This window comes from Blastococcus sp. TF02-8 (genome assembly GCF_003319175.1).
Classification (GTDB): domain Bacteria; phylum Actinomycetota; class Actinomycetes; order Mycobacteriales; family Geodermatophilaceae; genus Blastococcus.
On the sequence record NZ_QOHK01000009.1, the window covers coordinates 82362 to 97793 of the forward strand.

Sequence of the window (15432 nt, forward strand, 5' to 3'; positions counted from 1 at the left end):
GTCGCTCCCGGCGCCGAATCCCCCGAGAACAGGAGCACGCGTGTCCGTAGGAGAGATCGCCGGGTTGGTCGCAGCCGGCGCCCTGGTGCTGCTGGTGGTGGTGGCCGCGGTCGTGCTGCTCAAGCTCGGTCGCACGCTCGACGAGACCACGCTGACCATCCGCCAGGTCCGGGAGCAGAGCGCGCCGATCCTGGCCCAGGCGGGCACGACGGTCGCGCACGTCAACTCGAACCTCGAGCGGGTCGACGACATCACCGGCAACGCCGCTAACGTCTCCAGCAACGTCGCCGCTCTCACCAGCGTGGCCGCCGCCACCCTGGGCAGCCCGCTGATCAAGGTCGCCGCGTTCAGCTACGGCGTGCGCAGCGCGGCGAAGAAGAAGCGCGAGGGGCAGGCGATCGCCGACGCCGCCGCGCGCGAGAAGGCCGAGCGCCGTGCGCGCCGCGCCGCCCGGCGGTCCGCCTGATGCGCCGGCTGTTCTGGTTGGCGATGGGCATCACCATCGGCGCCCTCGTGGTCCGCAAGCTCTCGGCCGCGGCCGAGAAGATGACGCCGGCCGGCATCGGTGCCTCGATCGCCGCCGGCCTGCGCGACGTCGCCGACGCGATCGGTGACTTCGGCGCCGACGTCCGCGACGCCATGGCCGAGCGCGAGCAGGAGCTGCGCGCCGGCACCGGCCTGGACGCACCGCTGCCCGCCGTCGGCGAGGCCTCGCTGCGCCGCGGCGCGCACTCCGCCGACTCCTGATCCCCCTGGCGGGGGCGGTCCGCCGCCCCCGCTCCTGTCGAACCGAGTAGATCGCTGATGCAGACCGCCGAGATCCGCCGCCGCTTCCTGCAGCACTTCGAGCAGCGCGGCCACACCGTCGTCCCCAGCGCGTCCCTGGTCTCCCCGGACCCGTCGCTGCTGTTCACCGTGGCCGGGATGGTGCCGTTCATCCCGTACCTGACCGGCCGGGAGCCCGCGCCGTTCCCGCGGGCCACCAGCGTGCAGAAGTGCGTGCGCACCCTCGACATCGAGGAGGTCGGCAAGACCACCCGCCACGGCACGTTCTTCCAGATGAACGGCAACTTCTCCTTCGGCGACTACTTCAAGGAAGGCGCGATCCGGTACGCCTGGGAGCTCATCACCAACCCGGTGGAGCAGGGTGGGCTGGGCTTCGACCCGGAGAAGATCTGGGCGACCGTCTACCTGGACGACGACGAGGGCGCCGACGCCTGGCACCGGATCGCCGGGCTGCCGAAGGACCGGATCCAGCGACTCGGCATGGAGGACAACTACTGGTCCACCGGTGCCCCGGGCCCGGCCGGTCCCTGCTCGGAGATCTACATCGACCGTGGCTCGCAGTACGGACCCGACGGCGGTCCGGCGGTCGACCGCGCCGGCGACCGGTACCTGGAGATCTGGAACCTCGTCTTCATGCAGTACGAGCGCGGGGCCGGGGAGGGCAAGGACTTCCCGATCCTCGGCGAGCTGCCGAAGAAGAACATCGACACCGGCATGGGCCTGGAGCGGGTCGCCTACCTGCTGCAGGGCGTCGACAACATGTACGAGATCGACGAGGTGGCGCCCGTCCTGCGCCGCGCGGCGGACCTCGCCGGTGTGTCCTACGGCAAGGACCACGAGGCGGACGTCCGGCTGCGCGTGGTGGCCGACCACGTGCGCAGCGGTCTCATGCTCATCGGCGACGGCGTCACCCCCGGCAACGAGGGCCGCGGGTACATCCTGCGCCGGCTGCTGCGCCGCGCCGTGCGCTCGATGAAGCTGCTCGGCGTCGACGAGGCCACCCTGCCGGAGCTGCTGCCGGTCTCCAAGGACGCGATGAGCGCCAGCTACCCCGAGCTGGAGACCGACTTCGCCCGGATCTCGAGCGTCGCGTACGCCGAGGAGGAGGCCTTCCGGCGCACCCTCACCTCCGGCACGGCGCTGTTCGACACGGCGGTGACGCAGGCCAAGAGGGCCGGTGCGCCGAAGCTCTCGGGCGAGCAGGCGTTCTCCCTGCACGACACCTACGGCTTCCCGATCGACGTCACCCTCGAGATGGCCGCCGAGCAGGGGGTGACCGTCGACGAGGAGGGCTTCCGCGCCCTCATGAAGGAGCAGCGGGACCGCGCGCGGGCCGACGCCCGAGCCAAGCGCACCGGCTCCGTCGACGTCCTGGCCTACCGCCGGCTGCTCGCCGAGCACGGCCCCACCGACTGGCGGGCCTACGAGACGCTGCGCACCGACTCCCGCGTGCTGGCGGTCGTCGGCGAGGAGGAGGGGCCGGAGGTGGCCGCGCCCGGCGAGATCGTGCGGGTCGTGCTGGACCGGACGCCGTTCTACGCGGAGTCCGGTGGCCAGATCGCCGACGCCGGCGTCCTCACCTGGGACGGCGGCCGCGCGGAGGTCGTCGACGTGCAGCGCCCGGTCAAGGGCCTGGTCGCCCACCAGGTGCGGGTGCTGGAGGGCGAGCTCCGCTCGGGTGCGGAGCTGACCGCCGAGGTGGACCGCGAGTGGCGGCTGTCGGCGTGCCAGGCGCACTCGGGCACGCACGTGGTGCACGCCGCGCTGCGCGAGGTGCTCGGCCCGCAGGCCCTGCAGTCCGGGTCCTACAACCGGCCCGGGTACCTGCGGCTGGACTTCGCCTGGCAGGGCGCCCTCACCCAGCAGCAGCGCACCGACATCGAGGACGTCGCCAACGCCGCGGTCCGCGCCGACCACAAGGTCACCGCGTCGTGGATGACGCTGCCCGAGGCCCAGGCCTTCGGGGCGATCGCCCTGTTCGGGGAGACCTACGGCGAGCAGGTCCGCGTCGTGGAGATCGGCGGTCCCTGGTCGCGGGAGCTCTGCGGTGGCACGCACGTGCGCGGCAGCGCGCAGATCGGCACCCTGGCGCTGACCGGCGAGTCCTCGGTCGGCTCCGGTGCCCGGCGCGTCGAGGCGGTCGTGGGCCTGGAGGGCTTCCGCTACCTGGCCCGCGAGCGCGACCTGGTGCGTCAGCTGTCCGATCTCCTCAAGGCACCGCAGGACGGTCTGGTCGAGCGGGTCAGCGGCATGGTCGCCCGGATGCGCGACCTCGACCGCGAGGTCGCCGAGCTGCGCGGGCAGCAGACGCTGGCGGCGGCCGGTCAGCTGGCCGGCGCGGCCAAGGACGTCGGCGGCGTCGCCGTCGTCACCGGGTCCCCGGCGGGTCTGGGTGGTGGTGACCTGCGCACGCTGGCTCTCGACGTCCGCGGCCGGCTGGCCGCCGACCGTCCGTCGGTCGTGCTGCTGGCGTCGGAGTCCGGTGGCAAGGTGGCACTGGTGGCGGCGCTCAACCCGGCCGCGGTCGCCCAGGGGCTGTCGGCCAACGACGTCCTCAAGGCGGCCTCGGCCCCCGTCGGTGGCCGCGGTGGCGGCAAGTCCGACGTCGCCCAGGGGGGCGGCACCGATCCCGCGGGTATCCCCGCAGCACTGCAGGCCGGCGAGCAGGCGGTTGCGGCCGCCACAGGGAGGTGAGCCCCGTGGGGAGCTCCGACAACAGCGGTAACGAGCACTCCGGCTTCGGGGAGAACCCCTCCGACACCGGACCGGTCGCGCGGCGACGCCGCGAGCTGCCGGCGGTCCCGCCGGCACGTCCCCGGCCCGCGGGCGGCACCGGCGAGCAGCCGGCGCACCACCCGACCACGGAGATCGATCTCAGCCAGGGCTTCCCGCCCGTCAAGCACGAGACCACCGAGATCGACCTGTCCGGTGGCTGGCCGCAGCACCTCAAGGTGCCGCCGCGGCGGGCGGGCGCCGGCGCGGCGCGCGGGCGGGTGCTCGGGATCGACGTGGGCACGGTGCGGGTCGGGCTCGCGCTGTCCGACCCGACCGGCACGCTGGCCAGCCCGCTGGAGACGCTCAAGCGGGCCAAGGACGGGTCCGATCTGGACCGTCTCGTCACACTCGTCGCGGAACACGAGGTGACAGAGGTGGTCGTGGGAGAGCCGAGGCATCTGTCAGGTGCGTCGGGCGCCTCCGCCGTCGATGCGGGCAACTACGCTCAGGAACTGGCCGACCGCATAGCGGATGTGCCGGTCCACATGATCGACGAAAGGCTCTCCACCGTGACCGCAGCCAGTCACCTCCGCGAGGGCGGCATCGACAGCCGCCGTTCGCGCCCGGTGATCGACCAGGCGGCCGCCGTGGTCATCCTGCAGCAGTATCTCGACAGCCGGCGGACGCCCACGTGAGCGCGCCCGGCGGGCCGCCGCGTCGGGGGAGGCACGCCTCCGACGACGCAACCGGTGGGGTTCCCGCGTCCTTCTGGACCGGCCCCGGCACCCCCACCGCTGGCGAGTACCCGCCGGGTTCCCCCGTCCGCCCGGGCTCGGGCCTCATCGATCGCGGCGACCAGACCGGCCCGCTCGTCGAGCCGGACTGGTGGTCCTACGGGTCCACCGACCACCCGGACCACCCGCGCACCGGTGGGACCGACGCCCACGGGTTCGGCCGGCAGCACCCCTCCGGACCGCTGCCGCCGATGCCGGTCGGCATCTGGGACCGGCTGGGTCCGCGCGCCGGCTCCGCGGGCGACGACGCGACCGTGGCCACCGCGCGCGTCGGCGGGCGCCCGGACGACGGGAACGACCGCGACGAGGAGGTCCTCGCCGACTCCCCGGCGTCGTGGGAGGAGCAGACCGGCGGCCTGGAGGTCATCGGCGCCAACGTCGACGAGGAGTCGCCCCGCCGGCGCGGGCTGCGGCGTCCCCGCCGCGCCCGCACCGCCGACGTGCCGCCCACGGCGGCCATCCCCGCGCAGCCGGTGCTCGCCGAGCCCCCCGTCGCCGAGGCGGCCGGGCCCCTCACCGACGACGAGATCCCGGTGGTCCCCTACGACTCGCGCCACGACCGGCGGCGTCGTCGCCGTCGCCGGCGTCCCTTCGCCATCCTCTTCGCCCTGCTGGTGCTCGGCGGCATCGTCGGGGGCATCGTGCTGGGCGGCCAGAAGCTGCTCGACCTGCTCGACCCCTCGTCCCGGGACTACACCGGCTCCGGCAGCGGCTCGATCGACATCCGGGTCAACCAGGGCGACACGCTCAGCGACATCGCCCGCACCCTCGACGGTGCCGACGTCATCGCGTCCACCGGACCCTTCGTCAGCGCCGCCAAGAGCCACCCGGACGCGACCGGCATCCAGCCGGGGGTCTACACGCTGCGGCTGAAGATGAGCGGCGAGTCCGCCCTGGAGCTGCTGCTCGACCCCGCCGCCCGGCAGGTCTCCCGGGTCACGCTGCGCGAGGGGCTCACGGTGGTGCAGACCCTTGCCCTCATCGCCGAGGACACCGGCACCCCGCTGGAGGAGCTCCAGGCCGCGGCGGCCGACCCGGTCGCTCTCGGGCTGCCCGCCTACGCCAACGGCATGCTCGAGGGGTTTCTGTTCCCCGCCACCTACGACTTCGAGCCCGACGACACGGCCGTCGACATGCTCTCCGCGATGGTGGTCCGGGCCGAGCAGGCGTTCGACGCCCTGCAGGTGCCCGAGGCCGACCGGCTCACCGTGCTGACCAAGGCATCCATCGTGCAGGCCGAGGCCGCCGGGACCGAGGACATGGCCAAGGTGGCCCGGGTCCTGGAGAACCGTCTCGCCGACGGCATGCCGCTGCAGCTGGACACCACGGTGAACTACGCCAACGGCAAGGGGGGCATCACCACGACCGCGGCCGACCGGGCCAACCCCTCGCCGTACAACACCTACGTGCACCCCGGCCTGCCCCCGGGTGCCATCAGCAACCCGGGTGAGGAAGCGCTGAAGGCGGTGCTGGCCCCGGCCGAGGGCGACTGGCGGTTCTTCGTCGTCGTCAACCCCGACACCGGCGAGACCCGGTTCGCCCGCACGGGCGCGGAGCACCAGCAGAACGTGCTGCTCTTCCAGCAGTGGCTGCGGGAGAACCCCGAGGGATGAGGGCCGCCGTCCTCGGCCGGCCGGTCTCGCACTCGCTCTCCCCGCTGCTGCACCGGGCGGCCTACGCCGCGCTGGGGCTCACCGACTGGAGCTACGACGCCCTGGACATCGGGGCCGAGGAGCTGCCCGACCTGCTGGCCGGTCTCGGCCCGGAGTGGCGTGGCTTCTCGGTGACCATGCCGAACAAGCAGGCCGCGGTGGAGGTCGCCGACGAGGTGGCGGCGCTGCCCGCCCTGCTGCGGGCGGCCAACACGCTCGTCCGCACCGAGACCGGCTGGCGGGCCGAGAACACCGACGTCGCCGGTGTCGGCATGGCACTACAGCTTGCCGGTGTCGGGTCCGCGCCGCGGGCGGCCGTGCTGGGCGCCGGTGGCACGGCCGCGGCGGCCGCCGTCGCGCTGGCCTCGCTGGGGGCCCGCGAGGTCGACGTCGTGGTGCGCAACCCGCGCCGGGCGGGAGACCTCGTCCGGGTGCTGGAGACGCTCGGCGTGGCGGCCACGATCGTCCCGCTCGGCGAGGGCGCGGTGACCGCCCCGGTGGTGGTGAGCACCGTGCCCGTGGACGGTCAGCCGGCGGTCGCCGCGCTGGACTGGCGGCCCGGGCAGACGGTGCTCGACGTCCTGTACTCGCCGTGGCCGACCCCGCTGGCCGAACGGGTCACCGCCGCGGGGGGCACCGTCGTCGGTGGCCTCGAGGTGCTGTTCTGGCAGGCCACCGAGCAGGTGGAGCTGATGACGGGAGAGCCGGCGCCGATCGGTGCCATGCGCGACGCCCTGGACGCGGCGCTCGCCGGGCGCTGACGAACCCGCGTGGACGTGCCCCCGCCGGTGGTGCTCGCGCTCGCCGCCGGCCTCGGGCTCGCCGCGGGCCCGTGGGCCGCGGTCGCGTCGGTGCGGTTGGCGACGCGGGACGACCGGGCGCGCGCCACCCCGGCGCGCGTCGGCGTCGTGACCGCGACGGTCACCGCGCTGCTGTGCGCGGTGGCCCTGCAGGACGGCATGCGCCCCGTCACGGTCGGCCTGGCGTGGGCGGCCGTCGCCGCGGTGGTCCTCGGGGCGGTGGACCTGGACGTCCACCGGCTGCCCGACCGCGTGCTCCTGCCCACCGCGGTCGTGTTCGCCGGTGCGGCGCTGGTCGACGCCGCCGTGCTGGGCACCTGGTGGGCCCTCGCGCGCGCCGTGCTCGCGGGTGCGGCGGCCTTCGCGGTCCCGGCGGTGGCGCGGATCGTCGCCCCCGCGGCGCTGGGCTACGGCGACGTGAAGCTGCTGGGGCTGCTCGGGCTGGTCCTCGGCTGGTTCGGCTGGGGGGTGCTCCTGGTCGGGATCTTCCTCGGTCTGCTCGTGGGCGCGGGCGTCTCGGTGCTGCTCGTGCTGGCCCGCCGCGCGACGTGGCGCAGCACCGTGCCGTTCGGCCCTCCGCTGCTGGCCGGTGCGGTTCTCGCCCTCGTGATCGGAGCGGTCCCGGGGTCCTTCTAGACTCGCGCGCATGTTGCGCTGGCTGACCGCCGGTGAGTCGCACGGCCAGCAGCTCACCGCCATCCTCGAAGGACTCCCGGCCGGGGTCGAGGTGCAGACCTCCGATCTCGACCTGCAGCTGGAACGCCGCAGGCTGGGCCACGGGCGCGGCGCCCGCATGTCCTTCGAGCAGGACGTCGTCACCCTCACCGGCGGCGTGCGGCACGGCCGCACCCAGGGTGGGCCGATCGCGGTGCAGGTCGGCAACACCGAGTGGCCCAAGTGGCAGACCGTCATGTCCGCCGACCCGGTCGACGCCGAGGTGCTCGCCGGTCAGGCGCGCAACGCGCCGCTCACCCGCCCCCGGCCGGGCCACGCCGACCTCGCGGGCATGCAGAAGTACGGCTTCGACGACGCCCGCCCGGTCCTGGAGCGCGCCAGCGCGCGGGAGACCGCGGCGCGGGTGGCCCTGGGCGCCATCGCCCAGCAGTTCCTCCGGCAGGCCCTGGGGGTCTCCGTGGTCAGCCACGTCGTCGGCATCGGGGCGGTCACCGCCCCCGAGGGCATCGTCCCCGGCCCCGACGACAACCCCCGCCTCGACGAGGACCCGGTGCGCTGCGCCGACCCGGCGACGAGCGAGCGGATGACCGCCGAGATCGACGACGCCCGCAGGACCGGCGACACCCTGGGCGGGGTCATCGAGGTCGTGGTGCACGGCCTGCCGCCGGGCCTGGGCAGCCACGTCCACTGGGACCGGCGCCTGGACGCCCGCCTGGCCGGGGCCCTCATGGGGGTCCAGTCGGTCAAGGCCGTCGAGGTCGGCGACGGGCTGGAGACCGCCCGGCGCCGGGGCTCGGTCGCCCACGACGAGATCGTCAGCACCGAGGGACGCCTCCAGCGGCTCACCGACCGCGCCGGTGGCATCGAGGGGGGCATGACCAACGGCGAGGTGCTCCGCGTGCGCGCCGCCATGAAGCCGATCAGCACGGTGCCCCGGGCGCTGCAGACGGTGGACGTCGCGACCGGGGAGGCCGCGGTCGCCATCAACCAGCGCAGCGACGCCTGCGCGGTGCCGCGCGGCAGCGTCGTCATGGAGGCGATGGTCGCCCTGGTGCTCGCCGACGCCGTCCTGGAGAAGTTCGGCGGGGACTCGCTCGCCGAGACCCGCCGGAACGTGCAGGGGTACCTCGACGCGCTGCCCTACCGGTGAGCGGCCCGGTCCTGGTCCTGGTCGGTCCGCCCGCCGCGGGTAAGACGACGGTCGGGACCGCCGTGGCCGCAGCGCGTGGGCTGGCGTTCCGGGACACCGACCGCGACGTGGAGAACGCCACCGGGACCACCGTCGCCGACCTGTTCGTCGAGCACGGGGAGCCGCACTTCCGCGCGCTGGAGGAGCAGGCGGTCGCCCGGGCGGTCGCCGAGCACGACGGCGTGCTGGCCCTCGGCGGGGGCGCGGTCACCAGTGCGCTCACCCGTGACCTGCTCGTGGCGCACGGGCGGAGCGGGGGAACGGTGGTCTGGCTCGACGTCGACGTCGCCTCGGCCGCCCGCCGTGTCGGCCTCTCCCGGGACCGCCCGCTGCTCGCGGTGAACCCCCGCGCGATGCTGCGCACCATGCTGGAGCAACGCGCCCCGCTCTACGCCGAGGTGGCCACCCACCGGGTCGCCACCGCCGGACGCCTCCCCGAGGAGGTCGTCGCGGAGGTGCTCGCCGTCCTGACCCCGGAGGAGTCGTCGTGAGCCGTCGCGTTGCCGTCGCGGGGGAGCAGCCGTACGACGTCGTCATCGGCGCCGGTGTGCAGGCCGAGCTGGGCATCGTGCTCGCCGGGACGCCGAAGGTCGCCGTGGTCCACGCCCCGCCGCTGGCCGCGGCCGCCGGTGCCGCCGTCGAGACCCTGCAGACCGCGGGCGTCGCCGCCGAGGCGGTCGTCGTCCCCGACGGCGAGGCCGCGAAGACCGCGGCGGTGGCCGCCGAGGCGTGGGAGGAGTTCGGCCGGCTCGGCCTGACCCGGTCCGACGCCGTGGTGGGCATCGGCGGGGGAGCGGTCACCGACCTGGCGGGGTTCCTGGCCGCCACCTGGACCCGCGGGATCCGCGTCGTCCAGGTGCCCACCAGCCTGCTGGGCATGGTCGATGCCGCCGTCGGCGGGAAGACCGGCATCAACACCGGAGCGGGCAAGAACCTCGTCGGCGCCTTCCACCCCCCGGCTGCCGTGCTCGCCGACACCGACCTGCTGGCCGGTCTGCCCGAGGCGGAGTTCCGCTCCGGGCTGGCCGAGGTCGTGAAGTGCGGCTTCATCTCCGACGGGCGGATCCTCGAGCTGCTCGACGCCGACCCCACCGGGCGCGCCGGCACCGAGGAGCTCATCGAGCGCGCGGTCCGCGTGAAGGCGCAGGCGGTGGGGGAGGACCTCCTCGACACCGGCGTCCGCGAGTTCCTGAACTACGGCCACACGCTCGGGCACGCGATCGAGCGGGTGGAGGACTTCGGCTGGCGGCACGGCGAGGCGGTCGCCGTCGGCCTGGTGTTCGCCGCCGAGCTGGCGGGACAGTCGGGTCTGCTCACCCGCGCCGAGGTCGACCGGCACCGGGACCTCGTCTCGGCCATGGGGCTGCCCACGAGCTACGCCGGCGACTGGGACCGCCTGCAGCAGGTGATGCGGGTGGACAAGAAGGCCCGCGGCGCGTCGTTGCGCTTCGTCGTCCTCGACGGGCTGGGCGGCCCCAGGATCCTGACCGACCCCGACCAGGCCTGGCTCGACGCCGCATGGGCCGCCGTATCAGGAGTGGATGCATGACGATCCAGGTGCTCAACGGGCCGAACCTCGGCCGGCTCGGCACGCGTGAGCCGGAGATCTACGGCTCGACCACCTACGCGCAGCTGGTCGAGGTGCTGGAGGAGGCCGGCCGCGAGCTCGACATGGCCGTCCGGGTCCGGCAGACCGACGACGAGGCCGAGATGCTCCGCTGGATCCACGAGGCGACCGACGCCGGCGACCCGGTGGTCATCAACCCCGCGGGGTGGTCGCACACCTCGGTGGCGCTGCACGACGCGCTCGCCGCGACGACCGCGCCGGTGGTCGAGGTGCACATCAGCAACATCCACAAGCGCGAGGCGTTCCGGCACCACTCCTACGTCTCGGCGGCGTCCGACGGCGTGATCGCGGGCCTCGGCATCGAGGGCTACGTCCTGGCGCTCCAGTGGCTGTCGCTGCGGGGAGCCCGGTGAGCCGGACCGCGGCGCGCCGCGACGCCCTCCGGGCCACCGCGGCGGAGCGGGGCCTGGACGCCGTCCTGGTGACCAACCTGCTCAACGTGCGGTACCTGACCGGGTTCACCGGCTCCAACGGGGCGCTGCTCGTCCGTACCGACGGTGGCGACCTGTTCGGCACCGACGGCCGCTACACCACGCAGGCCGGCACGCAGGTCCCCGACGTCGAGCTGCTCGTGGACCGGACGACGGTGCCGGCGCTCGCGGGCGAGGCGGTCCGCCGGGGCACGGGCCGCCTGGGCTACGAGTCGCACGACCTGACCGTCGACGGCCTGCGCGCGTTGGAGCGGGTGCTCGCCGATGCCGCCGCCGGGAGCACGGTGGCGGAGCTGGTCTCGGTCCGCCGCGCCGTCGAGGCGCAGCGGGCGGTCAAGGACGACGAGGAGATCGAGTCGCTGCGCCGCGCCTGCGCGGTCGCCGACCGGGCCCTGGCCGAGCTGGCCGCCGAGGGGGCGCTGCGCCCGGGCCGCACCGAGCTGCAGGTCGGCCGCGAGCTGGACGCCCGCATGCTGGCCCTCGGTGCCGAGGCGCCGTCCTTCGAGACCATCGTGGCGGCAGGCGCTAACTCGGCGATCCCGCACCACCGCCCCGACACCACCGAGCTGCGCGCGGGCGACTTCCTCAAGCTGGACTTCGGCGCCACCGTCGACGGCTACCACTCCGACATGACCCGCACCCTGGTCCTCGGGCACGCGGCCGACTGGCAGCGCGAGATCTACGACCTGGTCGCCGCCTCCCAGGCGGCCGGGCGCGCGGCGCTGGCGGTCGGCGCCGACGTCGTCGCGGTCGACTCCGCTGCCCGGGACGTCATCGTCGCGGCGGGCCACGGCGAGCACTTCACCCACGGCCTCGGGCACGGTGTGGGACTGGAGATCCACGAGGCGCCGGGCATCGGCCAGCTGGGCGCGGGTAGTCTTGCCGCCGGCATGGCCGTCACCGTCGAGCCGGGGGTGTACCTCCCGGGGCACGGTGGTGTCCGGATCGAGGACACCCTGATCGTCACGGACGACGAGCCCGAGTTGTTGACCCTCACGAGCAAGGAACTGCTGGTTCTCTAGATGGCTACCACCAACGACCTCAAGAACGGCATGGTGCTCAACCTCGATGGCCAGCTCTGGTCCGTCACCGAGTTCCAGCACGTCAAGCCCGGCAAGGGTGGCGCGTTCGTGCGCACCACGCTGAAGAACGTGCTGACCGGCAAGGTCGTCGACAAGACCTTCAACGCCGGTACCAAGGTCGAGACGGCCACCGTGGACAAGCGGTCGATGACCTACCTCTACAAGGAGGGCACCGACTTCGTCTTCATGGACGGCGACACGTTCGAGCAGATCTACGTGCCGGCCGAGACCGTGGGCGGCGGCGCGGACTACCTCCTGGACAACACCGAGGTCACCGTGGCCGTGCACGAGGGCACTGCGCTCTACGTCGAGCTCCCGGTGACCATGGAGCTCGTGGTCGAGCACACCGACCCGGGCCTGCAGGGCGACCGTTCCACCGGCGGCACCAAGCCCGCGACGCTGGAGACCGGCGCGCAGATCCAGGTCCCGCTGTTCATCTCGACCGGCGAGAAGCTCAAGGTCGACACCCGGGACGGCCGGTACCTCGGCCGCGCCAACTGACCAGCTGATCCCGTGGCCGCACGCACCAAGGCCCGCAAGCGCGCCGTCGACGTCCTGTACGAGGCCGACGTCCGGGGGCGGGACCGCCTCGAACTGCTCGGCGAGCGGGTGGCCGACGGCAACCCGCCGGTGCCCGACCACGCCGTCCGGCTGGTCGAGGGCGTGGAGCAGAACGGCGCCCGGATCGACGAGCTGATCGAGACGCACACCGCCGGCTGGTCGCTGGACCGGCTGCCCGACGTCGACCGCGCGATCCTGCGCATGGCGACCTACGAGCTGCTGTGGGTCGACGACGTGCCCGACGCCGTCGTGATCGACGAGGCGGTGGAGCTGGCGAAGGCCCTGTCCACCGACGAGTCGCCGAAGTACGTCAACGGCGTGCTGGGCGCGATCCTCGCCGCCGAGGTCCCGACGGCGTAGGTCCTCCGTCTCAGTGCAGGTCGCGGCGGGCGAACAACCACACCCCGACCGCGACCAGGACCGCGGCGTAGGCGGAGACGACCAGGCCGCCCTGCAGGTTCGTCACCAGGAACGACGGAGGCTCGGACAGGCCGTCGTAGGAGGCGCTGTAGTCGTACACCCGCATGCCGCCGGGGAGGACCAGCGCGGCGGCGTTCGTGGTGAGCGTCCAGCGGTCGGCCCCTGCTCCGATGAAGGCCCGCAGCGTGTTCTCCACGATCGCGAAGTAGACGAACCCGGCGCCGAGTGCCGCGCCGGTGTTGCGGGTCAGGTTGGCCAGCCCGAAGCCGAGCAGTGCCACGAGGACGGTCAGCAGCACCCCTCGGCCCTGCTGGGCCAGGAGGTGGGCCCAGAAGCCGGCGGGCGTCTCGGCGTCGGCGCCGGCGGTCGCATCGAGGACCGACGCCATCGCCAACCAGCCCGCCTGCGCGAGCAGCCCGATAGCGGCCGCCGCCAGGACGAGCACCGCCAGCTTGCTGCCCATCACCCGCATCCGGTTCGGCACCCAGAAGAGCAGCGCGACGATCGAGCGGTTCGACCACTCGGCGCCGATCCAGGTGGCGCCCACGAGGAAGGCGAGGACGTCCGAGGCGGCCGAGAACGCCATCGCTCCGGGGGCCGCGGCCGAGGCGAGGTCGAAGGGCTGGCGGTCGAGGAACTCCTCGACCCGCACCCCGGAGTCGGCCAGCGAGGGGCCGCAGAACGAGTCGACGGGCTGGCCGGCGCTCTCGGCCTCCTCCGCGCAGTCCTCGCGCCACTGCTCGTCCTCGGCCAGCGCCTGGTCGTAGCGCTCCTGCGCCAGCGCGTAGTCGGCCGGGGTCGCGTCGTCGCTGAACACGGTGAGCCCGATCCCGATGGCGGCGAGCCAGCCGAGCACGGCGGCCCCGAGGAGCACCTGGACGAACCGGCGGGAGGCGAAGCGGAGCAGCTCGGCACGAACCAGGCTGCCGCGGCGGCGACCCGCCGTCTCCCGCACGGGCACGGGTGGCTGCTGCGTGGCGGCGCTCATGCCTGCCCACCGGTGAGTGCGAGGAAGGCGCTCTCCAGGTCGGGGGTCACGCGGACCAGCTCCTCGACGTAGTGGCCGTGCTCGGCGAGCGTGCGGCTGACGCCGCCGGGAGCGGGGGAGCCGTGCACGAGGATCTGGCCGTCGGGCGCGGGTGAGACCGCGTAGCCCGCCGCGGCCAGGACCGCGGCGCCGGCAGCTGGATCGGGAACGGCGACCCGGACGTCACCCGAGCCGGTCCGGGACAGCACCTGCGACACCGGGCCGGACGCGACCTGCCGGCCGCGGGCCAGGATGGTGACCGAGTCGCACATCTGCTGGACCTCGGCGAGCAGGTGGGAGCTCACGAGCACGGTCGTCCGGCCGTCGTGCCCGAGGCGGCGGACGAGCTCGCGCACGTCCTTGATGCCTGCGGGGTCCAGACCGTTGCTGGGCTCGTCGAGGACGAGCAGCCGCGGCCCCTTCAGCAGGGCCGCCGCGATGCCGAGCCGCTGCTTCATGCCGAGCGAGTAGCCCTTGAACCGGTCGTTCGCGCGCTCGCGCAGGCCGACGAGCTCGAGGCACTCCTCGATGCGCGGGCGGGGTACGCCCGCGGTCTCGGCCAGGAGCCGCAGGTTCATGCGCCCGGACAGGTTGGGCGAGAACAGCGGCGTCTCCACCAGCGCCCCGACCTCGGCGACGACGCTGGGGAGCTCCCGGGGGACCGGGCGGTCCAGCAGCCGCATCGAGCCGGTTCCGGCGTCGGGGCGGACCAGGCCCAGCAGGATGCGGATGGACGTCGTCTTGCCCGACCCGTTGGGACCGAGCAGGCCGTGCACGCCGCCGGTGCCCACGGTCATGTGCAGGTCGTCGAGCGCGCGGAACGGGTGGCCCCCGCGCCTGCGGTAGGTCTTCGAGACGCCCACCATCTCCACTGCCGGCATCCGGGTTCCTCCCAGCCGAGCGGGCCGAGCGCCCGAGGTGCGTGCACCCTGGCACAGCCGGCGCCGTCCGGACGGCTCCGGCGGCGCGTGTCGGTGCGTGCGGCACCGGAATCGACGGAGGGCCCCTGCCGGATCGGCAGGGGCCCTCCGTCGATTCCGTCAGCGGGGGGAGCGGCGGCGGTCGCCCCAGGAGTCGTCGACGTCCTCCTCGAGGTCGTCGTCACCTCCGGAGCTGACGATGCCCTCCATGCCGGGGGAGAGGACGCCCCACTCGATCAGCCGGGAGGTGAGCTCGTCGGGGCTCATGTCGTAGATGATCGCCAGCGACTTCAGGTCCTCCGCGCGGATGGAGAGGACCTTGCCGTTGTAGTCGTGCCGCTGCGCCTGGATCGTCGAGGCGTAGCGGGCCAGCGGGCCGGCCTCGTCCGCCGGGAGCGAGCCCAGCGACTCCAGGTTCAGCACGATCTTGTTCGTGGCGGTCACCGCGGAGCTGGGCCGCGGGTCGGGCAGCAGCTCGGACACCGGGACGCCGTAGAACACGGCGAGCTCGGAGAGGCGCTGCACGGTGACGGCGCGGTCACCGCGTTCGTACGAGCCCACGACGACCGCCTTCCAGCGGCCGTGCGACTTGTCCTCCACCCCCTGCAGGGAGAGGCCCTGCTGGTTGCGGATCGCGCGGAGCCGGGCGCCGAGGGCCCGTGAGTAGTCGGTGCTCATCGCTGTCTGCTCACTGTCCGTCGTCTCGGATCGGTGCTGGTCGTCACGCAGCGTACTGGTGAAGCGTGGATCACA

The 15432-nt window shown here is 74.0% G+C and carries 17 protein-coding genes; 14 read left to right on the forward strand and 3 right to left on the reverse strand.

Annotated features, from left to right (window positions below; genetic code table 11):
- Positions 1–40 precede the first annotated feature (40 nt).
- The 14 genes from DQ237_RS16500 to nusB are packed head-to-tail and all read left to right on the forward strand — an operon-like array spanning position 41 to position 12672.
- The gene (locus tag DQ237_RS16500) at positions 41–466 is read left to right on the forward strand and encodes a DUF948 domain-containing protein (protein ID WP_113801230.1); all 426 of its coding nucleotides are present in this window, start codon (positions 41–43) and stop codon (positions 464–466) included.
- The gene (locus DQ237_RS16505) at positions 466–747 is read left to right on the forward strand and encodes a hypothetical protein (protein WP_113801231.1); all 282 of its coding nucleotides are present in this window, start codon (positions 466–468) and stop codon (positions 745–747) included. Before DQ237_RS16500 ends, DQ237_RS16505 begins: the two co-directional genes overlap by 1 nt.
- Positions 748–804: 57 nt before the next feature.
- Positions 805–3480, forward strand: a complete 2676-nt coding sequence (gene alaS, locus DQ237_RS16510; protein WP_113801232.1) for an alanine--tRNA ligase — start codon at positions 805–807, stop codon at positions 3478–3480.
- Positions 3481–3485: 5 nt separating this feature from the next.
- Positions 3486–4196 carry a Holliday junction resolvase RuvX gene (ruvX, locus tag DQ237_RS20295; RefSeq protein ID WP_113801233.1) on the forward strand — a complete coding sequence of 237 codons (711 nt, stop codon included), beginning with the start codon at positions 3486–3488 and terminating at the stop codon, positions 4194–4196.
- Positions 4193–5908: an endolytic transglycosylase MltG gene (gene mltG / locus DQ237_RS16520; protein ID WP_166509655.1), complete on the forward strand. Its 1716-nt coding sequence runs from the start codon at positions 4193–4195 to the stop codon at positions 5906–5908. Before ruvX ends, mltG begins: the two co-directional genes overlap by 4 nt.
- Complete coding sequence (locus DQ237_RS16525) at positions 5905–6708, forward strand: shikimate dehydrogenase (RefSeq protein ID WP_113801234.1); 804 nt, start codon at positions 5905–5907, stop codon at positions 6706–6708. Before mltG ends, DQ237_RS16525 begins: the two co-directional genes overlap by 4 nt.
- A gap of 9 nt (positions 6709–6717) precedes the next feature.
- Positions 6718–7383, forward strand: a complete 666-nt coding sequence (locus tag DQ237_RS16530; RefSeq protein ID WP_113801235.1) for an A24 family peptidase — start codon at positions 6718–6720, stop codon at positions 7381–7383.
- 10 nt (positions 7384–7393) lie between these two features.
- Complete coding sequence (aroC, locus tag DQ237_RS16535) at positions 7394–8572, forward strand: chorismate synthase (protein WP_113801236.1); 1179 nt, start codon at positions 7394–7396, stop codon at positions 8570–8572.
- The gene (locus DQ237_RS16540; RefSeq protein WP_113801237.1) at positions 8569–9102 is read left to right on the forward strand and encodes a shikimate kinase; all 534 of its coding nucleotides are present in this window, start codon (positions 8569–8571) and stop codon (positions 9100–9102) included. Before aroC ends, DQ237_RS16540 begins: the two co-directional genes overlap by 4 nt.
- Positions 9099–10160 (forward strand): 3-dehydroquinate synthase, encoded by a 1062-nt coding sequence (gene aroB, locus DQ237_RS16545; protein ID WP_113801238.1) that lies wholly within the window; start codon positions 9099–9101, stop codon positions 10158–10160. The genes DQ237_RS16540 and aroB overlap by 4 nt, the downstream gene beginning before the upstream one ends.
- Positions 10157–10591, forward strand: a complete 435-nt coding sequence (aroQ, locus tag DQ237_RS16550; RefSeq protein WP_113801239.1) for a type II 3-dehydroquinate dehydratase — start codon at positions 10157–10159, stop codon at positions 10589–10591. The genes aroB and aroQ overlap by 4 nt, the downstream gene beginning before the upstream one ends.
- Entirely contained in the window at positions 10588–11691 is a 1104-nt protein-coding gene (locus DQ237_RS16555; protein WP_113801240.1) for a Xaa-Pro peptidase family protein, read from the forward strand. Before aroQ ends, DQ237_RS16555 begins: the two co-directional genes overlap by 4 nt.
- A complete protein-coding gene (gene efp, locus DQ237_RS16560; RefSeq protein WP_113801241.1) occupies positions 11692–12252 on the forward strand; it encodes an elongation factor P in 561 nt (186 codons plus the stop codon).
- Positions 12253–12264: 12 nt separating this feature from the next.
- A complete protein-coding gene (gene nusB / locus DQ237_RS16565) occupies positions 12265–12672 on the forward strand; it encodes a transcription antitermination factor NusB (protein WP_113801242.1) in 408 nt (135 codons plus the stop codon).
- Between the two features lie 10 nt (positions 12673–12682).
- On the opposite strand, the gene DQ237_RS16570 is transcribed toward nusB, so the two are convergent.
- The 3 genes from DQ237_RS16570 to DQ237_RS16580 form a co-directional block, all read right to left on the reverse strand.
- Positions 12683–13720 carry a hypothetical protein gene (locus tag DQ237_RS16570; protein WP_113801243.1) on the reverse strand — a complete coding sequence of 346 codons (1038 nt, stop codon included), beginning with the start codon at positions 13718–13720 and terminating at the stop codon, positions 12683–12685.
- Positions 13717–14640: an ABC transporter ATP-binding protein gene (locus DQ237_RS16575; RefSeq protein WP_113801244.1), complete on the reverse strand. Its 924-nt coding sequence runs from the start codon at positions 14638–14640 to the stop codon at positions 13717–13719. Before DQ237_RS16575 ends, DQ237_RS16570 begins: the two co-directional genes overlap by 4 nt.
- Before the next feature lie 159 nt (positions 14641–14799).
- The gene (locus tag DQ237_RS16580; RefSeq protein WP_113801245.1) at positions 14800–15357 is read right to left on the reverse strand and encodes a transcriptional regulator; all 558 of its coding nucleotides are present in this window, start codon (positions 15355–15357) and stop codon (positions 14800–14802) included.
- Positions 15358–15432 lie beyond the last annotated feature (75 nt).

What these genes read in the sequence shown, in the direction of transcription:
- DQ237_RS16505 (WP_113801231.1), top strand. Translation starts at nt 466, where the DNA reads ATGCGCCGGCTGTTCTGGTTGGCGATGGGCATCACCATCGGCGCCCTC.
- alaS (WP_113801232.1), top strand. Translation starts at nt 805, where the DNA reads ATGCAGACCGCCGAGATCCGCCGCCGCTTCCTGCAGCACTTCGAGCAG.
- DQ237_RS16525 (WP_113801234.1), top strand. Translation starts at nt 5,905, where the DNA reads ATGAGGGCCGCCGTCCTCGGCCGGCCGGTCTCGCACTCGCTCTCCCCG.
- aroC (WP_113801236.1), top strand. Translation starts at nt 7,394, where the DNA reads ATGTTGCGCTGGCTGACCGCCGGTGAGTCGCACGGCCAGCAGCTCACC.
- aroQ (WP_113801239.1), top strand. Translation starts at nt 10,157, where the DNA reads ATGACGATCCAGGTGCTCAACGGGCCGAACCTCGGCCGGCTCGGCACG.
- efp (WP_113801241.1), top strand. Translation starts at nt 11,692, where the DNA reads ATGGCTACCACCAACGACCTCAAGAACGGCATGGTGCTCAACCTCGAT.
- DQ237_RS16570 (WP_113801243.1), bottom strand. Translation starts at nt 13,720, where the DNA reads ATGAGCGCCGCCACGCAGCAGCCACCCGTGCCCGTGCGGGAGACGGCG.
- DQ237_RS16575 (WP_113801244.1), bottom strand. Translation starts at nt 14,640, where the DNA reads ATGCCGGCAGTGGAGATGGTGGGCGTCTCGAAGACCTACCGCAGGCGC.
- DQ237_RS16580 (WP_113801245.1), bottom strand. Translation starts at nt 15,357, where the DNA reads ATGAGCACCGACTACTCACGGGCCCTCGGCGCCCGGCTCCGCGCGATC.